This is a genomic window from Serratia sp. PGPR-27, from assembly GCF_022678525.1.
Classification (GTDB): Bacteria; Pseudomonadota; Gammaproteobacteria; order Enterobacterales; family Enterobacteriaceae; genus Serratia; species Serratia nematodiphila.
On sequence record NZ_JALBYS010000008.1, the window covers coordinates 44009 to 63631 of the forward strand.

Genomic DNA, 19623 nt, shown 5'->3' on the forward strand with positions numbered 1-19623 from the left:
CTCCCTCGCGGCATGATTGTCGCGCTATCCTGTGTCAGACGCAGCGCGACGAAATTATTTTCGTCGCCCGATCTTTTCCGACGTGACGATTTATCGGCGGCATAGACGGCTAAAATTGAAAAATCAGCTCTGCTCCGCAAAGTTATTCGGAAGTATGTATTAATCTGTGTTCATTCTTGTCTGAAAAACAAGTAATATCTCTGGCGAAAACAGAGGCCGATTGCGTTACTCCCTTTTTTTGGAGATTTTTCCTTGATTAGCGTTCTTCTTGTTGATGACCACGAACTGGTGCGCGCAGGGATACGACGCATTCTTGAAGATATCAAAGGTATAAAAGTTGTCGGTGAGGCTCAGTGCGGTGAAGACGCCGTAAAATGGTGCCGCGGCAACGCTGTCGATATCGTGCTGATGGACATGAATATGCCGGGCATTGGCGGGCTGGAAGCCACGCGCAAGATTGTGCGTTATGCACCCGACGTCAAAGTCATCATGTTGACCATCCATACTGAAAACCCTTTGCCCGCGAAGGTGATGCAGGCGGGTGCCGCCGGTTACCTGAGCAAGGGCGCCGCGCCGCAGGAAGTGATTAACGCCTTGCGTTCCGTGCATGCCGGGCAGCGCTATATCGCGTCTGATATCGCACAGCAGATGGCCCTGAGTCAGTTGGAACCGCAGGCTGAAACGCCGTTCAGCTGCTTGTCTGAACGCGAGTTACAGATCATGTTGATGATCACCAAAGGCAAAAAAGTGAATGAGATCTCGGAACAACTGAGTCTCAGCCCGAAAACGGTGAACAGCTACCGTTACCGCATGTTCAGCAAACTGAATATCAGCGGCGACGTCGAATTGACTCACCTGGCCATCCGACATGGATTGTTCAATGCGGAGACGTTGTTAAGCAGTGAATGACCGTTTTGATGCCAAAGCCTTCCTGAGTACCGTCACCAGCCAGCCCGGCGTCTACCGTATGTATGACGCCACGGGTACGGTGATCTACGTCGGTAAAGCCAAAGACCTGAAAAAGCGTCTCGCCAGCTATTTTCGGCAGCAGGTCAGCAGCCGTAAAACCGAGACGCTGGTTAAAAATATCGCGCAAATAGACGTAACGGTTACCCACACCGAGACAGAAGCGCTGCTGTTGGAACATAACTACATTAAATTGTACCAACCGCGATATAATGTTCTTTTGCGAGACGATAAATCTTACCCGCTGATTTTTCTCAGTGCGGATACCCATCCCCGTTTGGCTGTGCATCGCGGCGCCAAACACGCCAAAGGCGAATATTTCGGGCCTTTCCCCAACTCTTACGCCGTGCGCGAGACGCTGGCGCTGCTGCAGAAGCTGTTCCCAATCCGCCAGTGCGAAAACAGCGTGTATCGCAACCGTTCGCGTCCGTGCCTGCAGTATCAGATCGGCCGCTGTCTGGGGCCTTGTGTTGCCGGGCTGGTGAGCGAAGAAGAGTACCGGCAGCAGGTGGACTACGTGCGGCTGTTTCTTTCTGGCAAAGATCAGCAGGTATTGCACCAGCTGATTGAGCGTATGGAAGAAGCCAGCAAACTGCTTAATTTCGAAGAAGCGGCGCGCATTCGCGATCAAATTCAGGCTGTGCGCCGCGTTACCGAACGGCAGTTCGTGTCGGGCGACAGCGACGATCTGGACGTGATCGGCGTGGCGTTCGATGCCGGTATGGCGTGCCTGCACGTGCTGTTCATCCGTCAGGGCAAGGTGCTGGGCAGCCGCAGCTATTTCCCTAAAGTGCCGGGCGGCACGGATATGGGTGAGGTGGTGCAGACCTTTGTCGGCCAGTTCTATCTGCAAGGCAGCCAGGCGCGTACGCTGCCCGGCGAGATCCTGCTGGATTTCAGCCTGCCGGAAAAAGACCTGCTTGCGGAATCGCTCTCCGAGTTGGCGGGGCGCAAGATCCAAATTCAAAGCAAACCGCGCGGCGATCGCGCCCGTTATCTGAAACTGGCGCGCACCAACGCGGCAACGGCGTTGACCACCAGGCTGTCGCAACAGTCGACGATCCATCAGCGGCTGGCGGAATTGGCCAAAGTGCTGAACCTGACGGAAATCAACCGTATGGAGTGCTTCGATATCAGCCATACCATGGGTGAGCAGACAGTGGCTTCGTGCGTGGTGTTCGACGGAAACGGCCCCGTGCGAGCGGAGTATCGGCGTTACAATATCAGCGGCATTACTCCTGGCGATGACTACGCGGCGATGACGCAGGTGCTGAAGCGCCGTTACGGCAAGGCGCTGGAAGAGAAAAAGATCCCGGATGTCATCTTCATCGACGGCGGTAAAGGGCAGCTCGGCATGGCGATCGACGTATTCAAATCGCTGAATGTTACCTGGGACAAGAATAAGCCGCTGTTGATCGGCATCGCCAAAGGCGCCGACCGCAAGGCAGGGTTAGAAACGTTGTTCTTCGTGCCGGAAGGTGAAGGGATTTCTCTGCCGCCGGATTCGCCGGCGCTGCATGTGATCCAACACATCCGCGACGATTCGCACAATCATGCCATTACCGGTCACCGGCAGAGAAGGGCGAAAGTCAGGAATACCAGCGCATTGGAGCTGATTGAAGGCGTAGGGCCGAAACGGCGCCAGGTGCTGTTGAAGTATATGGGCGGACTGCAACCTTTGTTGAACGCCAGCGTGGAGGAAATTGCAAAAGTGCCGGGTATTTCACAAGCATTGGCAGAAAAGATCTACAATGCATTGAAACACTGAGGGCAATGTAGCAACATACTCTTAATTTCCACTCTAGCCAGATAGTTACCGTAGCATTATGCAATTGAATATACCGACTTGGCTTACCCTGTTTCGCGTAGTTCTGATCCCATTCTTTGTGCTGGCGTTTTATCTGCCGTTCAACTGGGCTCCGATGGTTTGCGCCGTTATCTTTGTGTTTGCCGCCGTCACCGACTGGTTTGACGGCTTCCTGGCACGTCGCTGGAAACAAACGACGCGCTTCGGGGCGTTTTTGGATCCGGTCGCGGACAAAGTGATGGTGGCGGTGGCGCTGGTGCTGGTGGCGGAGCACTACCACAGCTGGTGGATCACGCTGCCGGCGGCCACCATGATCGCCCGTGAAATCATCATTTCGTCGCTGCGCGAGTGGATGGCGGAAATTGGCAAACGCAGCAGCGTGGCGGTGTCCTGGATCGGCAAAGTGAAAACCATGGCGCAGATGATGTCGCTGGTGGGCTTGCTGTGGCGGCCGGATCGTTCCGTAGAGTATGTGGCGATTGGCTTGTTGTATATCGCGGCGGTGCTGACTTTCTGGTCGATGTTCCAATATTTGAACGCGGCACGCAACGATTTGCTGGAACCGTGATCGATACGCTGCAAAAAGCGGCAAACGATCGTGGTGTGCCAACAATTTTATTGACTCATCACGTCAGGTAAGTAGAATGCATCGCATCAGACGACAACGATGAATTGCCGAAAGATAGCAAAGAAATCAGTCAGTTCTGGTAATGCGGGAATAGCTCAGTTGGTAGAGCGCAACCTTGCCAAGGTTGAGGTCGCGAGTTCGAGCCTCGTTTCCCGCTCCAAACATTAGCCTGTTGAATCCCCGTGATTCGGCAGGTAAGAAAAAGGGGCTTCGGCCCCTTTTTCGTTTTCTATTCCTTTGCCGTCCGGCGAAATTTTTCTTCATCTTCCTGCATCGACTATTGTCCCTATATCTCCTGCCATTTTCATACCGCAGGATGCCTCCTGAAAACAGGCACATTTGATTGGACATCGTGTCGATGCTCTGTGGGGTATTGATGCCGACCCATAGTGCGGCGTACAACCCGATGTGAGTCTCCAGCTCTGCAGTTGCGTTGGTCGTTCAGGGCGGCGGCATCGAAGATTGCGCGATGTCCCCATGATGATGCTTTGCCCGGTACCCCATCATCATAAGCAAATGAAAAGCCGGGGAGGGCACGGGTAAGCGATTCCTGTCGAGAAAAAAGATCCGATTTGCCCGTGAATCCCTGAGCCAATGCATATAAAATCAACATTCCGCTTGCCTTTCCGTTGGCATTGTGAACAGTGCGCCCACAAAATAAGCAGTTGAAAGCGTTAGAGAACTTTTTGCTATTTCGGGGGGTTGCCAAGGTGGGGGGTTTAGTCCATAATGCAGTCCATCGATTCGGCGGTAACGAAATAAATTACTTAAGAATCAGATGATTAAGATAAGCGATTTCAACATCGCGATTGAAAAGAACAAAACGAAGTGGGTGAGTCACCGGCTTTGGCCTGAAAAGGCAAACAGAATAAAGGCGCGTTAACAAAGCGGTTATGTAGCGGATTGCAAATCCGTCCAGTCCGGTTCGACTCCGGAACGCGCCTCCAACTTTCCCGAGCCCGGGTGGTGAAATCGGTAGACACAAGGGATTTAAAATCCCTCGGCTTATGGCTGTGCGGGTTCAAGTCCCGCCCCGGGTACCAGGGAATAAAAATACCGAATAATCAAAGCAATAAGTAGTAATGTCGTAGACCGCCGAGAGGCGGTTTTTTTGTTTTTGTAATTCGCATTCCCCCCGCATTCCTTCCTGTCTTGGCATGCCTTATACCCATGGATTGTCATCCTGTTTGCAGGGAGCCCCGCAGGGCTCCGAAGTACAACTCATAAGAAACCGAACGCCGCAGCGAGGATCCAGCCGAAGACGCAGGAGACGCTGACGCCGATCAGGCCTGGCAGAATAAAGCTGTGGTTGATCACGAAGCGGCCGATGCGGGTGGTGCCGGAGCGATCGAACTGGATTGCCGCCAGATCGCTGGGGTAGGTTGGCAGAATGTAATAGCCGTAACAGGCCGGCGCCGAAGCGACGATATAGGCGGGGTTAACCCCGATCGCCAGCGCCACCGGCACCAGCGCCGCCAGTGCGGCGGCCTGCGAGTTGACGAATTTCGACACCAGCAGCAGGATCAGCGCATAGGCCCAAGGGTACTCTTTCACCAACACACCCAGTGTGGCCTCGATCTGCGCCAGGTGCGCGCCGAACATGGTTTCCGCCATCCAGGCGACGCCATACACCGCCACGATGGCGATCATGCCGGAACGGAACACCTCGTTTTTAGAGATAGACGCCGGGTTGGTGCGGGTAATGATAACGATCAACGCCCCGGCCATCAGCATGCACATCTGGATCACCAGAACCATGGAGAGCGGCTTGCCGCCGAAGCTGGGCCGCAGGCCGGAAAAGGCCCCCAGCACCGCCACCAGGGCGATGGTGGCGAGGAAAATCCACATGGCGATCCAGTTGCTGCGCGGCAATACCCGATCCAGCAGGGTAGCGGCGTCGCCGTAGACATAGCGATGGTTCTCCGGCACCGAGATGAACTTCTGGAACTCCGGGTCTTTGTCCAGGTCTTTGCCGCGGAACCAGCTGAAGATGCCGATCGCCAGAATGCCGCACAGCGTCGAAGGGATGGTGATAGACAGCAGATCGAGGAATTCCAGATGGCGGCCATTGAAGGTGTAGCTGCTGAGCATTGCCACCAGTGACACCACCGCCACCGAGACCGGGCTGGCGATAATGCCCATCTGCGCGCCGATCGAACTGGCCGCCATCGGCCGTTCCGGGCGGATATTATTTTTGATCGCCACGTCATAGATGATCGGCAAGATGGTGTACACCACATGGCCGGTGCCGCACAGGATAGTGAGAATACAGGTGACGAAGGGGGCGATGATCGAGACATAACGCGGGTTGCGCCGCAGCATCCGCTCGGCGATCTGCAGCATGACGTCCAACCCGCCTGAGGCCTGCAGGGTGGCGGAGGCCGCCACCACCGCGATGATCACCAGCATCACGTCTACCGGCGGTTTGCCGGGCTGCAGGTGAAAGCCAAACACCAGGATCATCAAACCGATACCGCCCAGTAACCCCAGCGCAATGCCGCCCTTACGCGCCCCATACAGCAGGCATGCCAATATAACCGCTAATTGCAGAAAGAAATCCATGATAGATACGCCTTAATAATGTTGAACTTAACTGCGTTCAGTTTCCGGCGGTGTTTACAGTAGAAAGTTGTTTTAAATCTAAAGGCGCTAAAAAATTGTGGTTATTAGCTCTAAAGAGTGATGACGGTCACGTTCAGAGAATCTGAAGAGCAGGCGGCTGACGACATCAGCACGAAAAAGCAAGTTAAGAGGTCAGACCTCTCCTATATAACCGGTTTACCACCAGAGGAGAGAGCAATGGATCCGACAAAAATGACCGGGCTGGCGTTATTACAGGCTGCGATGGCTGGCAAGATCCCACCGGCCTCGATCGCTGAAACCGTGCCCATGAAACCGGTCGCGGTGGAAGAGGGGTATATTCGCATCGCGGCGCGGGCCGACGGGCGCCATCTGAATCCACTGGGGGGCGTACATGGCGGTTTCGCCGCCACGGTTTTGGACTCGGTGACCGGTTGCGCGGTGCACAGTACGCTGGGCGCGGGGATTGGCTATGGCACCGTCGATCTGCAGGTTAAAATGTTGCGCCCTGTGCCGAAAGAAACTGATCTGATCGCCGAGGGGCGTCTGGTCTATGCGGCGAAGAACGTCGCATTCGCTGAAGGCACGCTAAAAACGGCGGAAGGGAAGCTGCTGGCTTCGGCAACCGCCACTTGTTTTATTATTCGCCCCACCGAACAAGCACCGCAATAACCTGCTTTTTATCGGGCTTCGGGCTATCAACCCGGAGCCGGATGCACTTATCTTCGGCTGCATGCCTTGCTGCGCTACGATGGCAGGCGCGATACGCCATTGTGGTCTAGTATTCTTGGGTGAAAATTTATCGGGGTGATTATGCAGCCGTATAAAGAGGTTGAGTTTGATCATGAGCTTTGTCTGGCGATCGGCAAAGCCGTATTAGACGTGGTGGCGCAGGGGGAAGAAACCAGCGCTCCGGCGGTGATGAGCGCGATTGAGCGGTCGGTGGAGCAGGGGCTGGATGACGACGAAACCGCCATCGCCGACGACGCCCTGGATGTGATGGCTCGTCTCATCCACGGTTTCAGATTCATTAATCTCGCGGGTGAAGAGGATACTCCCCATGCATTGGTTGAATTTCAAGCGCTACAAGAGTGACGTTGCCAAACAGGCCGTGCCGCCGCATTTGAATGCGGCTGAGTTTGCGCGGCATTACGCCGACAAGCCGCAAGCCGATACGGAAGAGTACCTTTCGTTGAGCGGGGAGATGTGCTGGGATGCGGTGGTGCTTTGCGCCCACCGTTCAGGCGCGCTCAGCAAGGCGAAATACAAGCAGCTGTGGCTGACGGTGTTCGATAAGCAATATAAACATTTCGTCAGCCCTGATGATACCGAGATCCGCACCATGGCGGATATGCTGCGCGCGCCGCAGGGATGTTTTATCGGTATATTTTCCATGCGCGACGCGGCGGCGCCCCGATTGCTGCATGCCATGATCGGCACCGGTGCGGGATTTGCCGCGGGCAATAAAAATCTTTGCATCGGCGTGGGCGGCGCGGTCGGTTGGGAAAATCTCAATCTGGCGCGCGATCTGCGCTGGCAGCCGGAAGGCGGTTTTTTACGCCAGGGCGACAACGAAGTGCTGCGCATTTTTTATCGGCCTTTCCCCGCCTGAACCACCGGCCGCAGGCTTTTTAGGATAAAAGACCGCCGCCCGGCGGTTTTTTGTTGCTTACTTAAACCCGCCGTTGCGTATGAACTCGAGACCGGCGGTGGTGATCCGCGTTTGGTGCGGATCGATATCATAGTTGTTCTCGTCGATGTCGCTCATCACATAGGCTTGTATCAGCCCCTTGGTTTTAAGATAGGCGAAGGGATCGGCGAAGGCGTGCGGGCTGGTGGCGTCCTGCTTCCACAGTTCGTAGGTTTTTTCATCCAGCGTGCCGGGGTGATTGGCGGCCAGGTGGGTCAGGATCTGATTGTAGAACTCATAGTCGGTCATGATGCGGTCCTCTTTATCGCGAGCGACAGTCTCGGAAAATGGCGTAACGTCTATCAATCATAGCCGAAGTTTCCCACCGCCTGCGGCGTCGTCGGGTTAGCCGCGTTGGCTTTCAATCCAGTGAAACAGACGTGAAATGCTGAAGGTGATATCGCCAATGTTGAAAAGCGCGCCGAGCCACAGGGTCAGCATCACCAGGATGCCGATAATGATGGGAAGGTCCATTTTGCTCATGATCATGTTCTTCATCAATAAAGAGTGTGCGGCAAAGCGTACCACCAATCCTGATTGTCATAAAAATGCGCTGCGCATTATTTCTTTTGAAATCAAAGTAAAAAAGCCACCCAAACGGGTGGCTTTCAGCGGTGATCAGTCCAGCTTGGGGTGCTGGTCTATCAGGATCTGCTTTTTCTTTTCCAGCTCGGCGATCTGCGCGTTGATGTCCTCGACTTTCTGTTCGATGTTGTCGTAGGTCTCCTGCAGCAGTTCTTTCGCTTCGGTACGGTCAGAAGCGGCCGGTGTCGCGCCGCGCAGCGGCTTGTTGGCGGTCTCTTTCATGTACAGACCGGTGATAAGACCGATCACCGCCACAACCATCAGGTAGTAGGCCGGCATGTACAGGTTGCCGGTCGCTTCGACCAGCCAGGCAGCGACGGTCGGTGTTGCACCGGCGATCAGTACCGAAATGTTGAACGAAATCGCCAGCGCGCTGTAGCGGATGTGCGTCGGGAACATTGCCGGCAGAATCGAGGCCATCACCCCGGTGAAGGAGTTGAGCAGGACCGCCAGCACCAGCAGACCGACGAAGATCAGGCCGATGACGTTGCTGTTGATCAAAATGAAGCACGGGATCGCCAGCGCCAACAGGCCGATGCTGCCGCCGATGATGAACGGCTTACGACCGATACGGTCGCTGGTCAGGCCGATCACCGGCTGCACGAACAGCATGCCGATCATGATGGCGATGATGATCAGAACGCCGTGATCCTCCGAGTAGTGCAGGTTATGCGACAGGTAACTCGGCATGTAGGTCAACAGCATGTAATAGGTCACGTTGGTGGAAATCACGATACCGACGCACACCAGCAAACTTTTCCAGTGTTTGGCCGCGATCTCTTTGAACGAGGTTTTCGGCGGATTTTCGATGGCGTTGCGATCCTCTTTCTCCATCTTATCCACGTGCTGCTGGAACGCCGGGGTTTCTTCCAGCGCATGGCGCAGATAGAGACCGATCAGGCCCAGCGGCGCGGCGATGAAGAACGGAATGCGCCAGCCCCAGTCGAGGAAGTTGGCTTCGCCGACGATGCTGGAGATCAGCACCACTACGCCTGCGCCCATCACAAAGCCGGCGATGGAGCCGAAATCCAGCCAGCTCCCCATAAACCCGCGTTTGCGGTCCGGCGAGTACTCGGCGACGAAGATCGCCGCGCCGGAATATTCACCGCCGACGGAGAAGCCCTGCGCCAGTTTGGCCAGCAGCAGCAGGATCGGGGCCCAGATGCCGATCGACGCATAGGATGGGATCAGGCCGATACAGAAGGTGCTGACCGCCATGATGATAATGGTGACCGAGAGAACTTTTTGCCGGCCGAACTTGTCGCCCATAGCGCCGAAGAACAGGCCGCCGAGCGGACGCACCAGGAAGGGCACGGAGAAGGTCGCCAGCGCGGCGATCATTTGCACGCCGGGAGAGGCGCCGGGGAAGAAGACCTGGCCAAGCGCATAGGCGACAAAGCCGTATACGCCGAAGTCGAACCACTCCATCGCGTTGCCCAGGGCCGCCGCGGTGATCGCCTTCTTGAGTTTGCTGTCATCGATGATGGTGATGTCGTTAATGTGCATCGGTTTATGTCGTTTTTTTCTTAACTTCATATAATCATCCCTTAATGAATTATTCGTTGTTCGTGAAAGCGTCATCTCCGTTCACTGTTGTTTTCGAGTTATCAAATCGGCTAATCGAATCGCGATTCAAAACGATTCATTATCCACATTTAAGTTGGGATGTGGATCACAAAATATCGTCGTTTATGCCAAGGTTATGTCATTTAGGTGACTAATTATTTTGCATCTATAGCTTAACGTTATATCTTGCGGCGATCAAATCCAGCAGTTTAACTTAAGTATTTGCACCGATTTGGTGCGAGAATAGTCTAATAATTGTGCTATTTGACGGTTTTTCGTCTGATTGACGATGTTTCAAGTATAGAGAGTACGGGAGATAAAACAGGAAAAATTGATGTGTTCGCCGCTAAAAAAACGCCTGACCAACTGGCCAGGCAGTTTGGATTAGGGCGCCGACGAACCGCCGAACTCCAGATAGATTTTCGCCAGGTTCTGGTACTGCGCGAAGCGGTTTTCGTCTACCGCCAGTTCCGCCTGACGGCGTTGCTCCTGAGCGTTTAGCCAGTCGGTAATGGTGACGGCGCCCTGCCGGTAGCGCACCTCGTTCAGCCGCTCCGATTTGCGCGCCAGCGCCAATGAAGCGCGCAACTGCGTCTCCTGCGCCAGCAGCTGCGTACGCAATGACAGGGCGTTGTTCACATCGCCCATCGCCTTGTACAGCGCCTGTTTGAACGCCAGCACCTGCTGTTCATAGTCGTTGCGGGCGATCTTGATCTCCACGCCCATTTGCCGCCACTGCAGGAACGGCAGCGTCAGGCCGGCGCCGAGGCTGCCCGTCGGGTTGCGCAGGAATTCCAGCAGCGCGCTGCTGCTGGCGCCCAGCGAGCCGGTCAGGCTGAACGCGGGATAGTATTGCAGCCGTTTCTCGTCGACGTTGGCCAGGGCGGCGCGCAACCGCAGCTCTTTAGCGCTGAGATCCGGGCGGCGGCTCAAGACGCTGGCGGGAATGCCGGTGTTGATCTGCGGCATCGCCGCCGTCGGCAGGCGTGCGGGCGCGATAGTGGCCTGGCCCGAAGGCGCACCCAGCAGCACCGCCTGTTCGTTCTGCGCCTGTTGGCGTTCGTGCTGCAACGCCAGCAGTCGGCTTTCCTGCGTCAGCAAGCTTTGCTCCGCGTTCACCACGTCCAGCGCCGAGATGCTGCCGGCCTGATAACGGGCGTTGGCCAGCCGTAGCGTCGTTTTGGCATAGGCGATGCTCGCCCGGCTGACGTCGATCTGCTGATTGAGGAAGCCGATGCGCCAGTAATTCGTGGCGGCGTCGGCCAGCAGCGTCAGGCGCGCCGTTTGCAGATCCTGCTCGGAAGCCTGGCTGGCCCACTCGGCGGCATCGCGCTGGCGCGCCAGTTTACCCCACAGATCGACTTCATAGCTCGTAGAGAGCGTCGCGCCGCTGGTTTTATTCCAGGCGGAGGATGCCGACAGCGGGCGATTGATGCCGCTGTTCAACGAGGCGCTGACGTCAGGCGCGGTGCTGATGCCGACGCGTTCCGCCTCGAGCCGCGCGCGGTAGACGCGCAGCACGGCGGTGGCCAGATCGTTGTTGCTGGCCATCACCTGTTGCAGCCAGCGCTCGAGTTCAGGATCGTGGAAATCACGCCAGTCGAACGGCGTCGGCGTGGCGTTTTCAGCGGTGTGCTGCCACCCTGCAGGATAGTTGATCTGCGGCGCCCGGTAGTCGCTTTTCAGGGCGTTGCCGCAGCCGGTGGTGAGCAGGGCGGCGAGGCTTAACGCCAGGGGAGAGATAATTTTCATGGGTTACTCGCTGGCCAATGAAACGACCGGATCCATCCTTGCCGCTTTACGGGCGGGGAGATAACCGAAGATCATGCCGATTAAGGTTGAACAGAAAAACGCCGTCGCGGCGGCTTGCCAGGAATAGATGGCGGTGAACATGCCGCCCGCCAGCGTGGTGAACAGCGAACCGGCGGCGAACGACAGCGCGATGCCCAAAATGCCGCCGATCAGACAGACCAGCACCGCCTCGATCATGAACTGTTGCATGATATCGCCGCGCCGCGCGCCGACCGCCATGCGCACGCCGATCTCGTGGGTGCGCTCGGTTACCGAGACCAGCATGATGTTCATCACGCCCAGGCTGCCGATCACCAGCGAGATCGAGGCCACCATCAGGATCAGCAGGCTGAGCGTCATCGAGGTGCGCTCGATCGATTTACGGAACTGATCGCGGTTGAACGTCATGAAATCCTTGACGCCATGGCGTTAGGTCAGCAACTGCGTGATGGCGCTGACGGCGGCTTCGCTGGCGACGTCGTCCTTCAGGCGCACGGTGATGCCGCCGAGCGTGGTCTTGCCGACCATACGGTACATCACCGTGCTGTAGGGCATCCAGACGCTGATGCGGTTAGGCGCATAGTTGCGTTCGCTTTTGGCGACGCCGACCACCCGCGCCGGCACCGAGCCGAGAAACACGATCTGGCCGAGCGGCTCGACGCCAAAATCGCCGAACAGCGCCTGGCGCGCGTTGTCGTCGATGATCACTTCCTGCAGCGCGTTGCGATCGTCGCGGAAGGTGGCGCCTTGCACCAGCGTGATGCCGTTGACGCGGAAATAGTCGCGCCCGACGCCGGTGATCGAGGCGGTGGCGGATTTGCTGCGAAAACGGATGCTGTCGGACGCGCTGACCTCCGGGCTGACGCTGTCGACGAAGCTTTGTTGCGCCAGGGCGTCGGCGTCGGCCGGCACCAGGGTGCGGATGCTGTCGATGGCGTCGTCGAAGAAGTCGCGCCCCGGATAGATGCTCACCACGTTGGTGCCGAGCCCCTTGATATTCTCCAGCGTGCGCTGCTTGGCGCCTTCGCCCAGCGCCACCACCGTAACCACGGCGGCGATGCCGAAGATAATGCCGGTCATGGTCAGCGCGGTGCGCAGGCGATGGGCGTTCATCGCTTTTAGCGCCATGTGCAGCGATTCGCGGGTGCGGTCAATCAGGCTTTGCCAGCCGCTTTGCCGACTGCGGTTCGGCGGCGGCAGCGCGGCGGCGGGCGCCGATTGGCGGCCGCTGTCAGCGATGATCTCGCCGTCTCGCAGCTCGATGACGCGGTGCGCATGCTGCGCCACGTTCATATCGTGGGTCACGATAACCACGGTGTGGCCGCGCTGATTCAGCTCGCTCAGGATCGCCAGCACTTCCTGGCCGGATTGGGTGTCCAGCGCGCCGGTCGGTTCGTCCGCCAGGATAATTTCGCCGCCGTTGATCAGCGAGCGGGCGATGCTGACGCGCTGCTGCTGGCCGCCGGAAAGCTGGCCGGGCTTGTGGTCTTCGCGACCCTCCAGGCCTAACCGCGCCAGCAGTTGCGCCGCCCGCAGCCGCCGCTGATCGCGCCGGGCGTTGGCGTAGATGGCCGGAATTTCGACGTTGCCCAGCGCGCTGAGATCGGGCATCAGGTGGTAACGCTGGAAGATAAAGCCGATATGCTCGCGGCGCAGGCGGGCCAGTTCGTCCGGCGACAGGTGGGCGGCGTTCTGGCCGCTGATGTAGTAGTCGCCGCGATCCGGCACGTCGAGGCAGCCCATGATGTTCATCAGCGTCGATTTGCCGGAACCCGAGGTGCCGATGATCGCCACCAGCTCGCCGGCGGCGATGGTCAAATCGATGTCTTTCAACACCGTCAGCGCCTGACCGCCGTTGGTGTAGGTTCGACTGATGCCTTTTAGCTCGATGATCGCGTTCACAGGAAGATGCCATCCTCAGCCGACTTGGCGGCGGGCTGCGACAGCACCACGGTTTCACCGGCTTTCAGGCCGCTGAGGATCTGAATATCGACGTTGTTGGTGATGCCGGTGGTCACTTCGCGCGTTTCCAGCCGCTGATCCTGAGTCAGCACCTGCACCTGCTGCACTTTTCCTTCGGTTTTATGCACCGCCTGGATCGGCACCAGCAGGGTGTTCTTCGCGTCGCCGAGCAGTAAGGAAACCTGCGCGGTCATGGCGATGCGCAGGCGGTTCTCCGGGTTGGGTACGTCCAGCAGCGCGTTGTAATAAACCGAGGCGTTCGAGGTGCCGGAACCAGACGCGGAGCTGGTGCCGGCGAGCGAGTCGTCTTTCATCACCGATTCCGGCGCCAGCTCGATGGTGCGCAGCGTGGCGTCGTACCGTTTATCCGGATCGGAGAAAATCGTGAAGTACGCCTTTTGCCCCGGTGAAATGCGGGTGATGTCGGCTTCGGAGATCTGTGCCTTGATGGTCATCATATCCAACCGCGCCAGCTTGACGATGGTCGGCGCGCTTTGGCTGGAGTTGACCGTTTGCCCCTGCTGCGTCACCACGGCGATGACGATGCCGTCCATCGGCGCGACCACGCGGGTATAGCCCAGATCGATTTTTTTCTTGTCGACTTCGATCTGCGATTGCACCAACTGCGCATTGAGCGCCTGCAGATCGGCGCGAGTGGTGGCCAGCGTGGCCTCGGCGGTCTCGAAGTCTTCCCGCGAACTGGCTTCGTCGTTCAGCATGCGGCGCTGGCGTTTGAAACGCGACTCCGCCTGTTTCAGCAAGGCCTGTTTGGCTAACATATTGGCTTTGACTACGTTCAGCGCCGCCTCGGCGTTGCGCAGATCGTTGCGCTGTTGCTGATCGTCGATGTCGGCGATCGGTTGCCCTTTGGTGACGCGATCGCCCAGCTTGACCTTCAGCGATTTGACTTCGCCGGAGACGCGGGCGCCGACGTTGACGCGTTCGATGGCATCCAGCCGCCCGGTGGCCAGCACGGCGTTTTCGATATCGCCCAGGCGGGCCGGCGCGGTAACGTAATCCTGCTGCGGCGGGCGTTGCCAAAATATGGCCAGCGCGACGGCGACGGCGATGAAAACGATGGCGGCGATCAACGCCAGACGGCGGGAGGGGAGTTTCAGTGATGACATACCCAGGTTTTCCATAACGATAAAAGCGGCGGTTCCAGTCTGCCATCATGGCAGCGCCAGCTTGAACTGGCGCTAAACGTGAGGCGCTTTCCCGCTGGAAAGGGGATAGTAAAGGCTTTCCCGCTAAAGATCACGGTGAGTTATTATCCGCCGGGTGTGCAACCGGCTGCGTTGGGCGTTATACTGGATAAAAAACCAGTACTCATTCATCAGCAGGATAATACCACCGCCATGATGCCAAACCGCCTCGAGCCGGAACTCGACATTTATCAATACCCGGAGCACCTGCGCGCCTGCCTGGCACCGTTGCCCAAGGGCCCCGGCGTCTATATGTTCCACGGCGAGAGCGAAAGCCTGCCGCTTTACATCGGTAAAAGCGTCAATATACGCAGCCGGGTGATGGCGCATTTTCGCGCGCAGGAGGAGGCAAAAATGCTGCGCCAAACCCGGCGTATCAGCTTTGTCGAGACCGCCGGCGAGTTGGGGGCACTGCTGCTGGAGGCGCAGTTGATCAAACAACAACAGCCGCTGTTCAACAAACGCCTGCGGCGCTCGAAGCAGCTGTGCGCGTTGCGTTTACAGGCTGATGCGGTGACGATTGCTCACGCCAAAGAGATCGACTTCGCCGTCACGCCCGATCTCTACGGGCTGTTTGCCAATCGCCACGCCGCGCTGGAAAAGCTGCGCGCCATCGCCGACGAGCATCGATTGTGTTACGGCAAGCTGGGGATCGACAAGCTGCCCGCCGGGCGAGCCTGTTTCCGTTACAGCCTGCGCAAGTGCGCCGGCGCCTGCTGTGGCCTGGAGTCGGCGCAGGAACATGCTCTGCGGCTCAGCGCGGCGCTTGAGCAGTTGCGCATCGCCTGTTGGCCGTTCGCCGGGCGTGTGGCGCTGGAGGAGCAGGGCGAGACGCTGCGTCAGTACCATGTGATCCACAATTGGTTTTATCTGGGCTCGGTCGGCAATCTGGCGCAGGCGCAGCGGCTCCAGAGTGCGGCCAGCCATTTTGATAGCGATGGCTACAAGATTTTGTGCAAGCCGCTCATGGCCGGCGATTATCGGATTATTGAGCTGCCGTAATGCCATAACGCTATCGATAACCTAAGACTTATCTGTAAATTCAGGGCATTATGCTGAAAAAGCTTGAGTCCATAATGTTGTTATGGATAATGGCGCCCCGAAGCGAAGGAACGCGCTATTAACTCAGTTGGCAGAGTGATTGGTTTTATAATGGCTTGTTTTGGCTTGAAAATTGATAGACGCGGGTTCGAGTCCTGCATAGCGCGCCAGCTTTCTTTCCTTCATCTCACCGCGCTTATCGTAAAGCGCACCCGGGTTGATTTGCACTATCGGCTCCTCGTTGGGATTTTCGGGTGTGCTTTACCGTAACCGCTGGCTTTCCTTCCTCTTTCTCTTTCGATCCTTTGCTAAACTGTAATCAGGCAGGCTTGCTGCCCGGCAACAGGAGGTCGATATGTCTCACTCCGAGCAACTGCAGGAGCTCTTGCAACGCGTCGCCGCCCTTGAGGCGAGAGAGAAAGCGCTGAGCGCCGCGTCCAACGCTTACCAGGCGATTATCACCACCATGTTGGGCAATATGGAGAAGACCGAGCGTGACCGGATCATCGCGATGATCGATCAGGCCCATGAAATCGCTTACGCCCGCGCCATTCAACGCAGCAACGAACCGCAAAAGCAAAAAATCAAACAGGCCGACGATGTGGCCCAGCGCATGTTCATGTTTGCGCAAGGCAAAGCCGCTCAGCCGCGCTGAAGCCGAACTATAACAGTTGCCGCCATTAAGTTGGCTAACTGATCTACCCGGCAAAACTGTACTTGTGTTACTTTTAGCGGTGAGATTTGATGGCAATGCTGTTTCCAGCATAAGGTTGTAACGATGGACGCGATTAAAAGCATCTTGGTTAAAGAGATTGAACAGATCAATCGGCGTGAAGGGCGGGACGGCAAGCCGCGCTTCAACAGCGAATTCGCCCGCACTCACCGCTATCTGTGCCTTGCCATGTTTGCCGGTTATTTCGCGGTGATCGCCGTGATGTATCAGGTGCCGTACATGGGGATATATGCCTTCCTGGGCTTCACCGCTTTCGTGCTGTTCATGTTCGCCATGCTGCTGATCGAGATCCGGCCGGTGTACCGCTTCGAGGACATCGGGGTGCTGGATCTGCGAGTTTGCTACAACGGCGAGTGGTACTTCACCCGTGCGCTGTCGCCTTATGCGGTGCAGCAACTGCTGGATGAGCCCTCTATCGGCGCCGCGCTGAAACAGAAGATGCGGGTTATCATCGGTAACAAGGGCGAAATCGACTTCTACGACGTGTACGACATGGCCTACGGAAAAAAGCCGCAGGATGAGACACCTCAGTTGGCGGCGGCAAACTGAAAGGTTTCCGGCCGGCGGCTTGTCGATTATACTCAGCGTTTGAACGCGAAGCAGAACGAGGACCAAGCGATGAGTGATGATATTTTCGATTTTGATATCGATGCCGAACTGGCGAAAGCCGAAGAAAAAGCGGCGCAGAAGGTAAAAGAGGTCCCCGAGTTCCTCGAAGACGAAGCGGACTGCGAAGGTTGCAAGATCTGATCGCCTGACCCATAAAAAAAACCGCCGCGGCGGTTTTTTTTATGTCTGAGCGTCGCGCGGCGTCAATCCAGCACGAATCCCCAGATCAGGAACGCCGCCACCAGAATCAGGCAAAGCGCGGACACCGTCACCAGTATTTTCCCCAGAATGTCTTTTTCTTGTTCCTGCTGCGTCACGTTGAAATTATCCAATTAAAAGTCTATGGACCAAACCGGCGATGCCGAGATCGAGCGCCGCTACGCCCAGCGCCATGATCACTATCACCGAAAGAAATCGAGTCTTGCCGTTCACTTCCCTAATCCCTATCGGCGCCGTTATATCAAAGGGATATAATTTGGCAGCGCCGTACTGCATACATCGTGATAGAGATTAAGAGCGTTCTTAAGGCCAGAAGTTCCCTCATCTGATAGGCCGGCGCCTGAGCGGCAGCGTTAGTCGGTCACGATCCGCACGCCTATCTTGCTGACTTGATTGCCGTCCATTTCGGCGATGGTCCAGGTCAGACCGTCCCATTCCACCTGGTCGCCGATCACCGGTTCACCGCCGATCAGCTGAATGACGAACTGCCCCAGCGTCTGCTGCTCGTCCACGTCGTCTTGCAGATTGAGGCCATAGACCTGCGAGATATCGCTCAAACGGGCATCGGATTGCAGTATAAAGTCGCCGAAGAAGCGCTCGTCGAGCGTCACAGCCGGCGCCTGGCTGAACAGCTTGCCGAGGATCGGCAGATCGTGCTCATGGCCGATGACGCACAGAATATCGTTCTCCCGCAGCCGGGTACTGCCGCTAGGATGCAGCAACTCTTTGCCACGGAACAGGGCGGCGATGCGGGTATTGGGCGGCATTTTCAGCTCACGCAGCGCCGCGCCGACGCACCAGTTTTCCGCCGAAAGCTGATACACGAACTGTTCCCACTGGTTTTCCGGGTGCACGTCCAGCCCAACGCGGGAGATCGGCGTCAGCGCCGGCGGCACGATCACCTTGGCTTTTTTGGCGGCGAACGACAGTGTGGTGCCCTGCAGCAGCAGGGAGACCAGCACCACGAAGAACGCCACGTTGAAGAACAGCTGGGCGTTGGGCAGCCCGGCCATCATCGGGAACACCGCCAGGATCACCGGCACCGCGCCGCGCAGGCCGACCCAGGAAATAAAGCCGCGCTCGCGCAGGGTAAAGCTGCGGAACGGCAGCAGGCCGATAAACACCGACAGCGGGCGGGCGAACAGGATCATCCACAGCGACAGCAGCAGGGCAGGGATGGCGATCGGCAGCAGCTCGTGCGGGTTGAGCAGCAGCCCGAGCACCAGGAACATGCCGATCTGGCTGAGCCAGGCGAGGCCATCGAAGGTTTGTACGATGCCGTGACGGTTGCGGATCGGCCGGTTGCCCAGCAGCAGGCCGCACAGATACACCGCCAGAATGCCGCTGCCGTCCAGCGCGGTGGTCAGCGCGAAAATAAGAATACCGCCGCTTACCGCCAGCAGCGGATAGAGGCCGTCCGCCAGTTTGATGTGGTTGATCAGCGTCAGCAGCAGCCAGCCGCCGCCCAGACCGAAGACGATGCCCATGCCGAACTGCTGCATCAGATGCAGCGGGAAGGTCCAGCTCAGTGCGGTTTCCCCGGCGGCGATCATCGCAATCAGCGTGATGGTGAGAAACACCGCCATCGGATCGTTGCTGCCGGATTCGATCTCCAGCGTGGCGCTGACGCGTTCGTTCAAACCTTTGCCCCCCAAAAGAGAGAAGACCGCGGCGGCGTCGGTGGAACCGATGATGGCGCCGATCAGCAGCCCCTGCAGCAGATCGAGATTGAACAGCCAGGCGGCGGCCATGCCGGTCAGGCCGGCGGTGATCACTACGCCGACGGTGGCGAGAGAGAGTGCCGGCCACAGGGCGACGCGGAAAGAGCTGACCCGGGTACGCATGCCGCCGTCGAGCAGGATCACCGCCAACGCGAGGTTGCTGACCAGATAAGCGACCGGGTAATTGCTGAAGACGATGCCGCCGGGGCCATCGACGCCGGCCAACATGCCGATCGCCAGGAAGATCACCAGGATCGGAATGCCGAGCCGGGAAGAAAATGAGCTGAGCAGAATGCTTGCCCCCACCAGCACGGCACCGATGACGAACAAGCTGTTAATGGTGCTGGCATCCAAAATATTGCTCTCCTTAGGCTGGGGGATAGGGGGCACTGCGCGTGTTTCGATGATAACGTGTTTAGTGGGTAAAACGCCAAGGCTGATTGCGAAAACAATCGATCAATTATTGCCCGTTGGTGCGATTAAACTAAGAAAGTGAGGGGAAGAGGGGAAATTCTGCCTT

The 19623-nt window shown here is 57.4% G+C and carries 18 protein-coding genes, 4 tRNA genes and 1 pseudogene; 14 read left to right on the forward strand and 9 right to left on the reverse strand.

Features of this window, described 5'->3' with window-relative positions; translation table 11 throughout:
• Positions 1-252: 252 nt before the first annotated feature.
• The 6 genes from uvrY to MMS95_RS06570 all read left to right on the forward strand — a co-directional run bounded on the left by uvrY (position 253) and on the right by MMS95_RS06570 (position 4444).
• The gene (gene uvrY / locus MMS95_RS06545) at positions 253-909 is read left to right on the forward strand and encodes a UvrY/SirA/GacA family response regulator transcription factor (RefSeq protein ID WP_004927947.1); all 657 of its coding nucleotides are present in this window, start codon (positions 253-255) and stop codon (positions 907-909) included.
• Positions 902-2734, forward strand: a complete 1833-nt coding sequence (gene uvrC / locus MMS95_RS06550) for an excinuclease ABC subunit UvrC (protein WP_015377403.1) — start codon at positions 902-904, stop codon at positions 2732-2734. The genes uvrY and uvrC overlap by 8 nt, the downstream gene beginning before the upstream one ends.
• A 58-nt stretch (positions 2735-2792) precedes the next feature.
• Positions 2793-3341, forward strand: a complete 549-nt coding sequence (pgsA, locus tag MMS95_RS06555; protein WP_004927937.1) for a CDP-diacylglycerol--glycerol-3-phosphate 3-phosphatidyltransferase — start codon at positions 2793-2795, stop codon at positions 3339-3341.
• A gap of 144 nt (positions 3342-3485) precedes the next feature.
• Positions 3486-3561: transfer RNA gene (locus MMS95_RS06560), tRNA-Gly, on the forward strand.
• A gap of 713 nt (positions 3562-4274) precedes the next feature.
• Positions 4275-4348: transfer RNA gene (locus MMS95_RS06565), tRNA-Cys, on the forward strand.
• Positions 4349-4358: 10 nt separating this feature from the next.
• Positions 4359-4444 (forward strand) — tRNA-Leu (locus tag MMS95_RS06570).
• A 178-nt stretch (positions 4445-4622) separates the two neighbouring features.
• Here MMS95_RS06570 and MMS95_RS06575 read toward each other — a convergent pair.
• Positions 4623-5963, reverse strand: coding sequence for an anaerobic C4-dicarboxylate transporter (locus MMS95_RS06575; protein ID WP_004927934.1), 1341 nt, complete (start codon positions 5961-5963; stop codon positions 4623-4625).
• A 237-nt stretch (positions 5964-6200) separates the two neighbouring features.
• On the opposite strand from MMS95_RS06575, the gene MMS95_RS06580 reads away from it, so the two are divergent.
• From MMS95_RS06580 to MMS95_RS06590, 3 genes are all read left to right on the forward strand, one after another.
• Positions 6201-6653 carry a PaaI family thioesterase gene (locus MMS95_RS06580; protein ID WP_004927931.1) on the forward strand — a complete coding sequence of 151 codons (453 nt, stop codon included), beginning with the start codon at positions 6201-6203 and terminating at the stop codon, positions 6651-6653.
• 141 nt (positions 6654-6794) lie between these two features.
• The gene (locus MMS95_RS06585; protein ID WP_033633385.1) at positions 6795-7076 is read left to right on the forward strand and encodes a hypothetical protein; all 282 of its coding nucleotides are present in this window, start codon (positions 6795-6797) and stop codon (positions 7074-7076) included.
• A complete protein-coding gene (locus tag MMS95_RS06590) occupies positions 7042-7593 on the forward strand; it encodes a hypothetical protein (RefSeq protein ID WP_004927924.1) in 552 nt (183 codons plus the stop codon). The genes MMS95_RS06585 and MMS95_RS06590 overlap by 35 nt, the downstream gene beginning before the upstream one ends.
• 57 nt (positions 7594-7650) lie before the next feature.
• Here the strand turns inward: MMS95_RS06590 and MMS95_RS06595 are convergent, their stop codons facing one another.
• From MMS95_RS06595 to MMS95_RS06620, 6 genes and pseudogenes are all read right to left on the reverse strand, one after another.
• A complete protein-coding gene (locus tag MMS95_RS06595; protein ID WP_004927920.1) occupies positions 7651-7920 on the reverse strand; it encodes a hypothetical protein in 270 nt (89 codons plus the stop codon).
• A 96-nt stretch (positions 7921-8016) separates the two neighbouring features.
• A complete protein-coding gene (locus MMS95_RS06600; protein WP_162138956.1) occupies positions 8017-8154 on the reverse strand; it encodes a hypothetical protein in 138 nt (45 codons plus the stop codon).
• A 135-nt stretch (positions 8155-8289) separates the two neighbouring features.
• Complete coding sequence (gene proP / locus MMS95_RS06605) at positions 8290-9792, reverse strand: glycine betaine/L-proline transporter ProP (RefSeq protein ID WP_015377406.1); 1503 nt, start codon at positions 9790-9792, stop codon at positions 8290-8292.
• 414 nt (positions 9793-10206) lie between these two features.
• Positions 10207-11574, reverse strand: coding sequence for a TolC family protein (locus MMS95_RS06610; RefSeq protein ID WP_242141502.1), 1368 nt, complete (start codon positions 11572-11574; stop codon positions 10207-10209).
• A gap of 3 nt (positions 11575-11577) precedes the next feature.
• Positions 11578-13515 (reverse strand): annotated as a pseudogene (locus MMS95_RS06615) (MacB family efflux pump subunit).
• A complete protein-coding gene (locus tag MMS95_RS06620) occupies positions 13512-14717 on the reverse strand; it encodes an efflux RND transporter periplasmic adaptor subunit (RefSeq protein WP_156865486.1) in 1206 nt (401 codons plus the stop codon). Before MMS95_RS06620 ends, MMS95_RS06615 begins: the two are co-directional and overlap by 4 nt.
• 216 nt (positions 14718-14933) lie before the next feature.
• Between MMS95_RS06620 and cho the strand changes: the two genes are divergently transcribed.
• The 5 genes from cho to MMS95_RS24225 all read left to right on the forward strand — a co-directional run bounded on the left by cho (position 14934) and on the right by MMS95_RS24225 (position 17304).
• Positions 14934-15782 (forward strand): excinuclease Cho, encoded by an 849-nt coding sequence (gene cho, locus MMS95_RS06625; protein WP_033633378.1) that lies wholly within the window; start codon positions 14934-14936, stop codon positions 15780-15782.
• A 112-nt stretch (positions 15783-15894) separates the two neighbouring features.
• Positions 15895-15991 (forward strand) — tRNA-OTHER (locus tag MMS95_RS06630).
• A 185-nt stretch (positions 15992-16176) separates the two neighbouring features.
• Complete coding sequence (locus tag MMS95_RS06635) at positions 16177-16476, forward strand: sigma-S stabilization anti-adapter protein IraP (protein WP_016928230.1); 300 nt, start codon at positions 16177-16179, stop codon at positions 16474-16476.
• A 123-nt stretch (positions 16477-16599) separates the two neighbouring features.
• Positions 16600-17103 carry a YlaC family protein gene (locus tag MMS95_RS06640; protein WP_016928229.1) on the forward strand — a complete coding sequence of 168 codons (504 nt, stop codon included), beginning with the start codon at positions 16600-16602 and terminating at the stop codon, positions 17101-17103.
• Between the two features lie 69 nt (positions 17104-17172).
• Positions 17173-17304, forward strand: a complete 132-nt coding sequence (locus MMS95_RS24225; RefSeq protein ID WP_015377413.1) for a hypothetical protein — start codon at positions 17173-17175, stop codon at positions 17302-17304.
• A gap of 62 nt (positions 17305-17366) precedes the next feature.
• Here the strand turns inward: MMS95_RS24225 and MMS95_RS24230 are convergent, their stop codons facing one another.
• On the reverse strand, positions 17367-17495 hold the full coding sequence (locus MMS95_RS24230) for a hypothetical protein (protein WP_016928228.1): 129 nt from the start codon (positions 17493-17495) through the stop codon (positions 17367-17369).
• Between the two features lie 240 nt (positions 17496-17735).
• Entirely contained in the window at positions 17736-19457 is a 1722-nt protein-coding gene (locus MMS95_RS06645; protein ID WP_015377414.1) for a potassium/proton antiporter, read from the reverse strand.
• Positions 19458-19623 lie beyond the last annotated feature (166 nt).

Bases quoted from the DNA above. Each gene is read 5' to 3' on its own strand.
- pgsA (WP_004927937.1), top strand. From the start codon at position 2,793: ATGCAATTGAATATACCGACTTGGCTTACCCTGTTTCGCGTAGTTCTG.
- MMS95_RS06575 (WP_004927934.1), bottom strand. From the start codon at position 5,963: ATGGATTTCTTTCTGCAATTAGCGGTTATATTGGCATGCCTGCTGTAT.
- MMS95_RS06580 (WP_004927931.1), top strand. From the start codon at position 6,201: ATGGATCCGACAAAAATGACCGGGCTGGCGTTATTACAGGCTGCGATG.
- MMS95_RS06585 (WP_033633385.1), top strand. From the start codon at position 6,795: ATGCAGCCGTATAAAGAGGTTGAGTTTGATCATGAGCTTTGTCTGGCG.
- MMS95_RS06590 (WP_004927924.1), top strand. From the start codon at position 7,042: ATGCATTGGTTGAATTTCAAGCGCTACAAGAGTGACGTTGCCAAACAG.
- MMS95_RS06595 (WP_004927920.1), bottom strand. From the start codon at position 7,920: ATGACCGACTATGAGTTCTACAATCAGATCCTGACCCACCTGGCCGCC.
- MMS95_RS06600 (WP_162138956.1), bottom strand. From the start codon at position 8,154: ATGAGCAAAATGGACCTTCCCATCATTATCGGCATCCTGGTGATGCTG.
- proP (WP_015377406.1), bottom strand. From the start codon at position 9,792: ATGAAGTTAAGAAAAAAACGACATAAACCGATGCACATTAACGACATC.
- MMS95_RS06610 (WP_242141502.1), bottom strand. From the start codon at position 11,574: ATGAAAATTATCTCTCCCCTGGCGTTAAGCCTCGCCGCCCTGCTCACC.
- MMS95_RS06620 (WP_156865486.1), bottom strand. From the start codon at position 14,717: ATGGAAAACCTGGGTATGTCATCACTGAAACTCCCCTCCCGCCGTCTG.
- cho (WP_033633378.1), top strand. From the start codon at position 14,934: ATGATGCCAAACCGCCTCGAGCCGGAACTCGACATTTATCAATACCCG.
- MMS95_RS06635 (WP_016928230.1), top strand. From the start codon at position 16,177: ATGTCTCACTCCGAGCAACTGCAGGAGCTCTTGCAACGCGTCGCCGCC.
- MMS95_RS06640 (WP_016928229.1), top strand. From the start codon at position 16,600: ATGGACGCGATTAAAAGCATCTTGGTTAAAGAGATTGAACAGATCAAT.
- MMS95_RS24225 (WP_015377413.1), top strand. From the start codon at position 17,173: ATGAGTGATGATATTTTCGATTTTGATATCGATGCCGAACTGGCGAAA.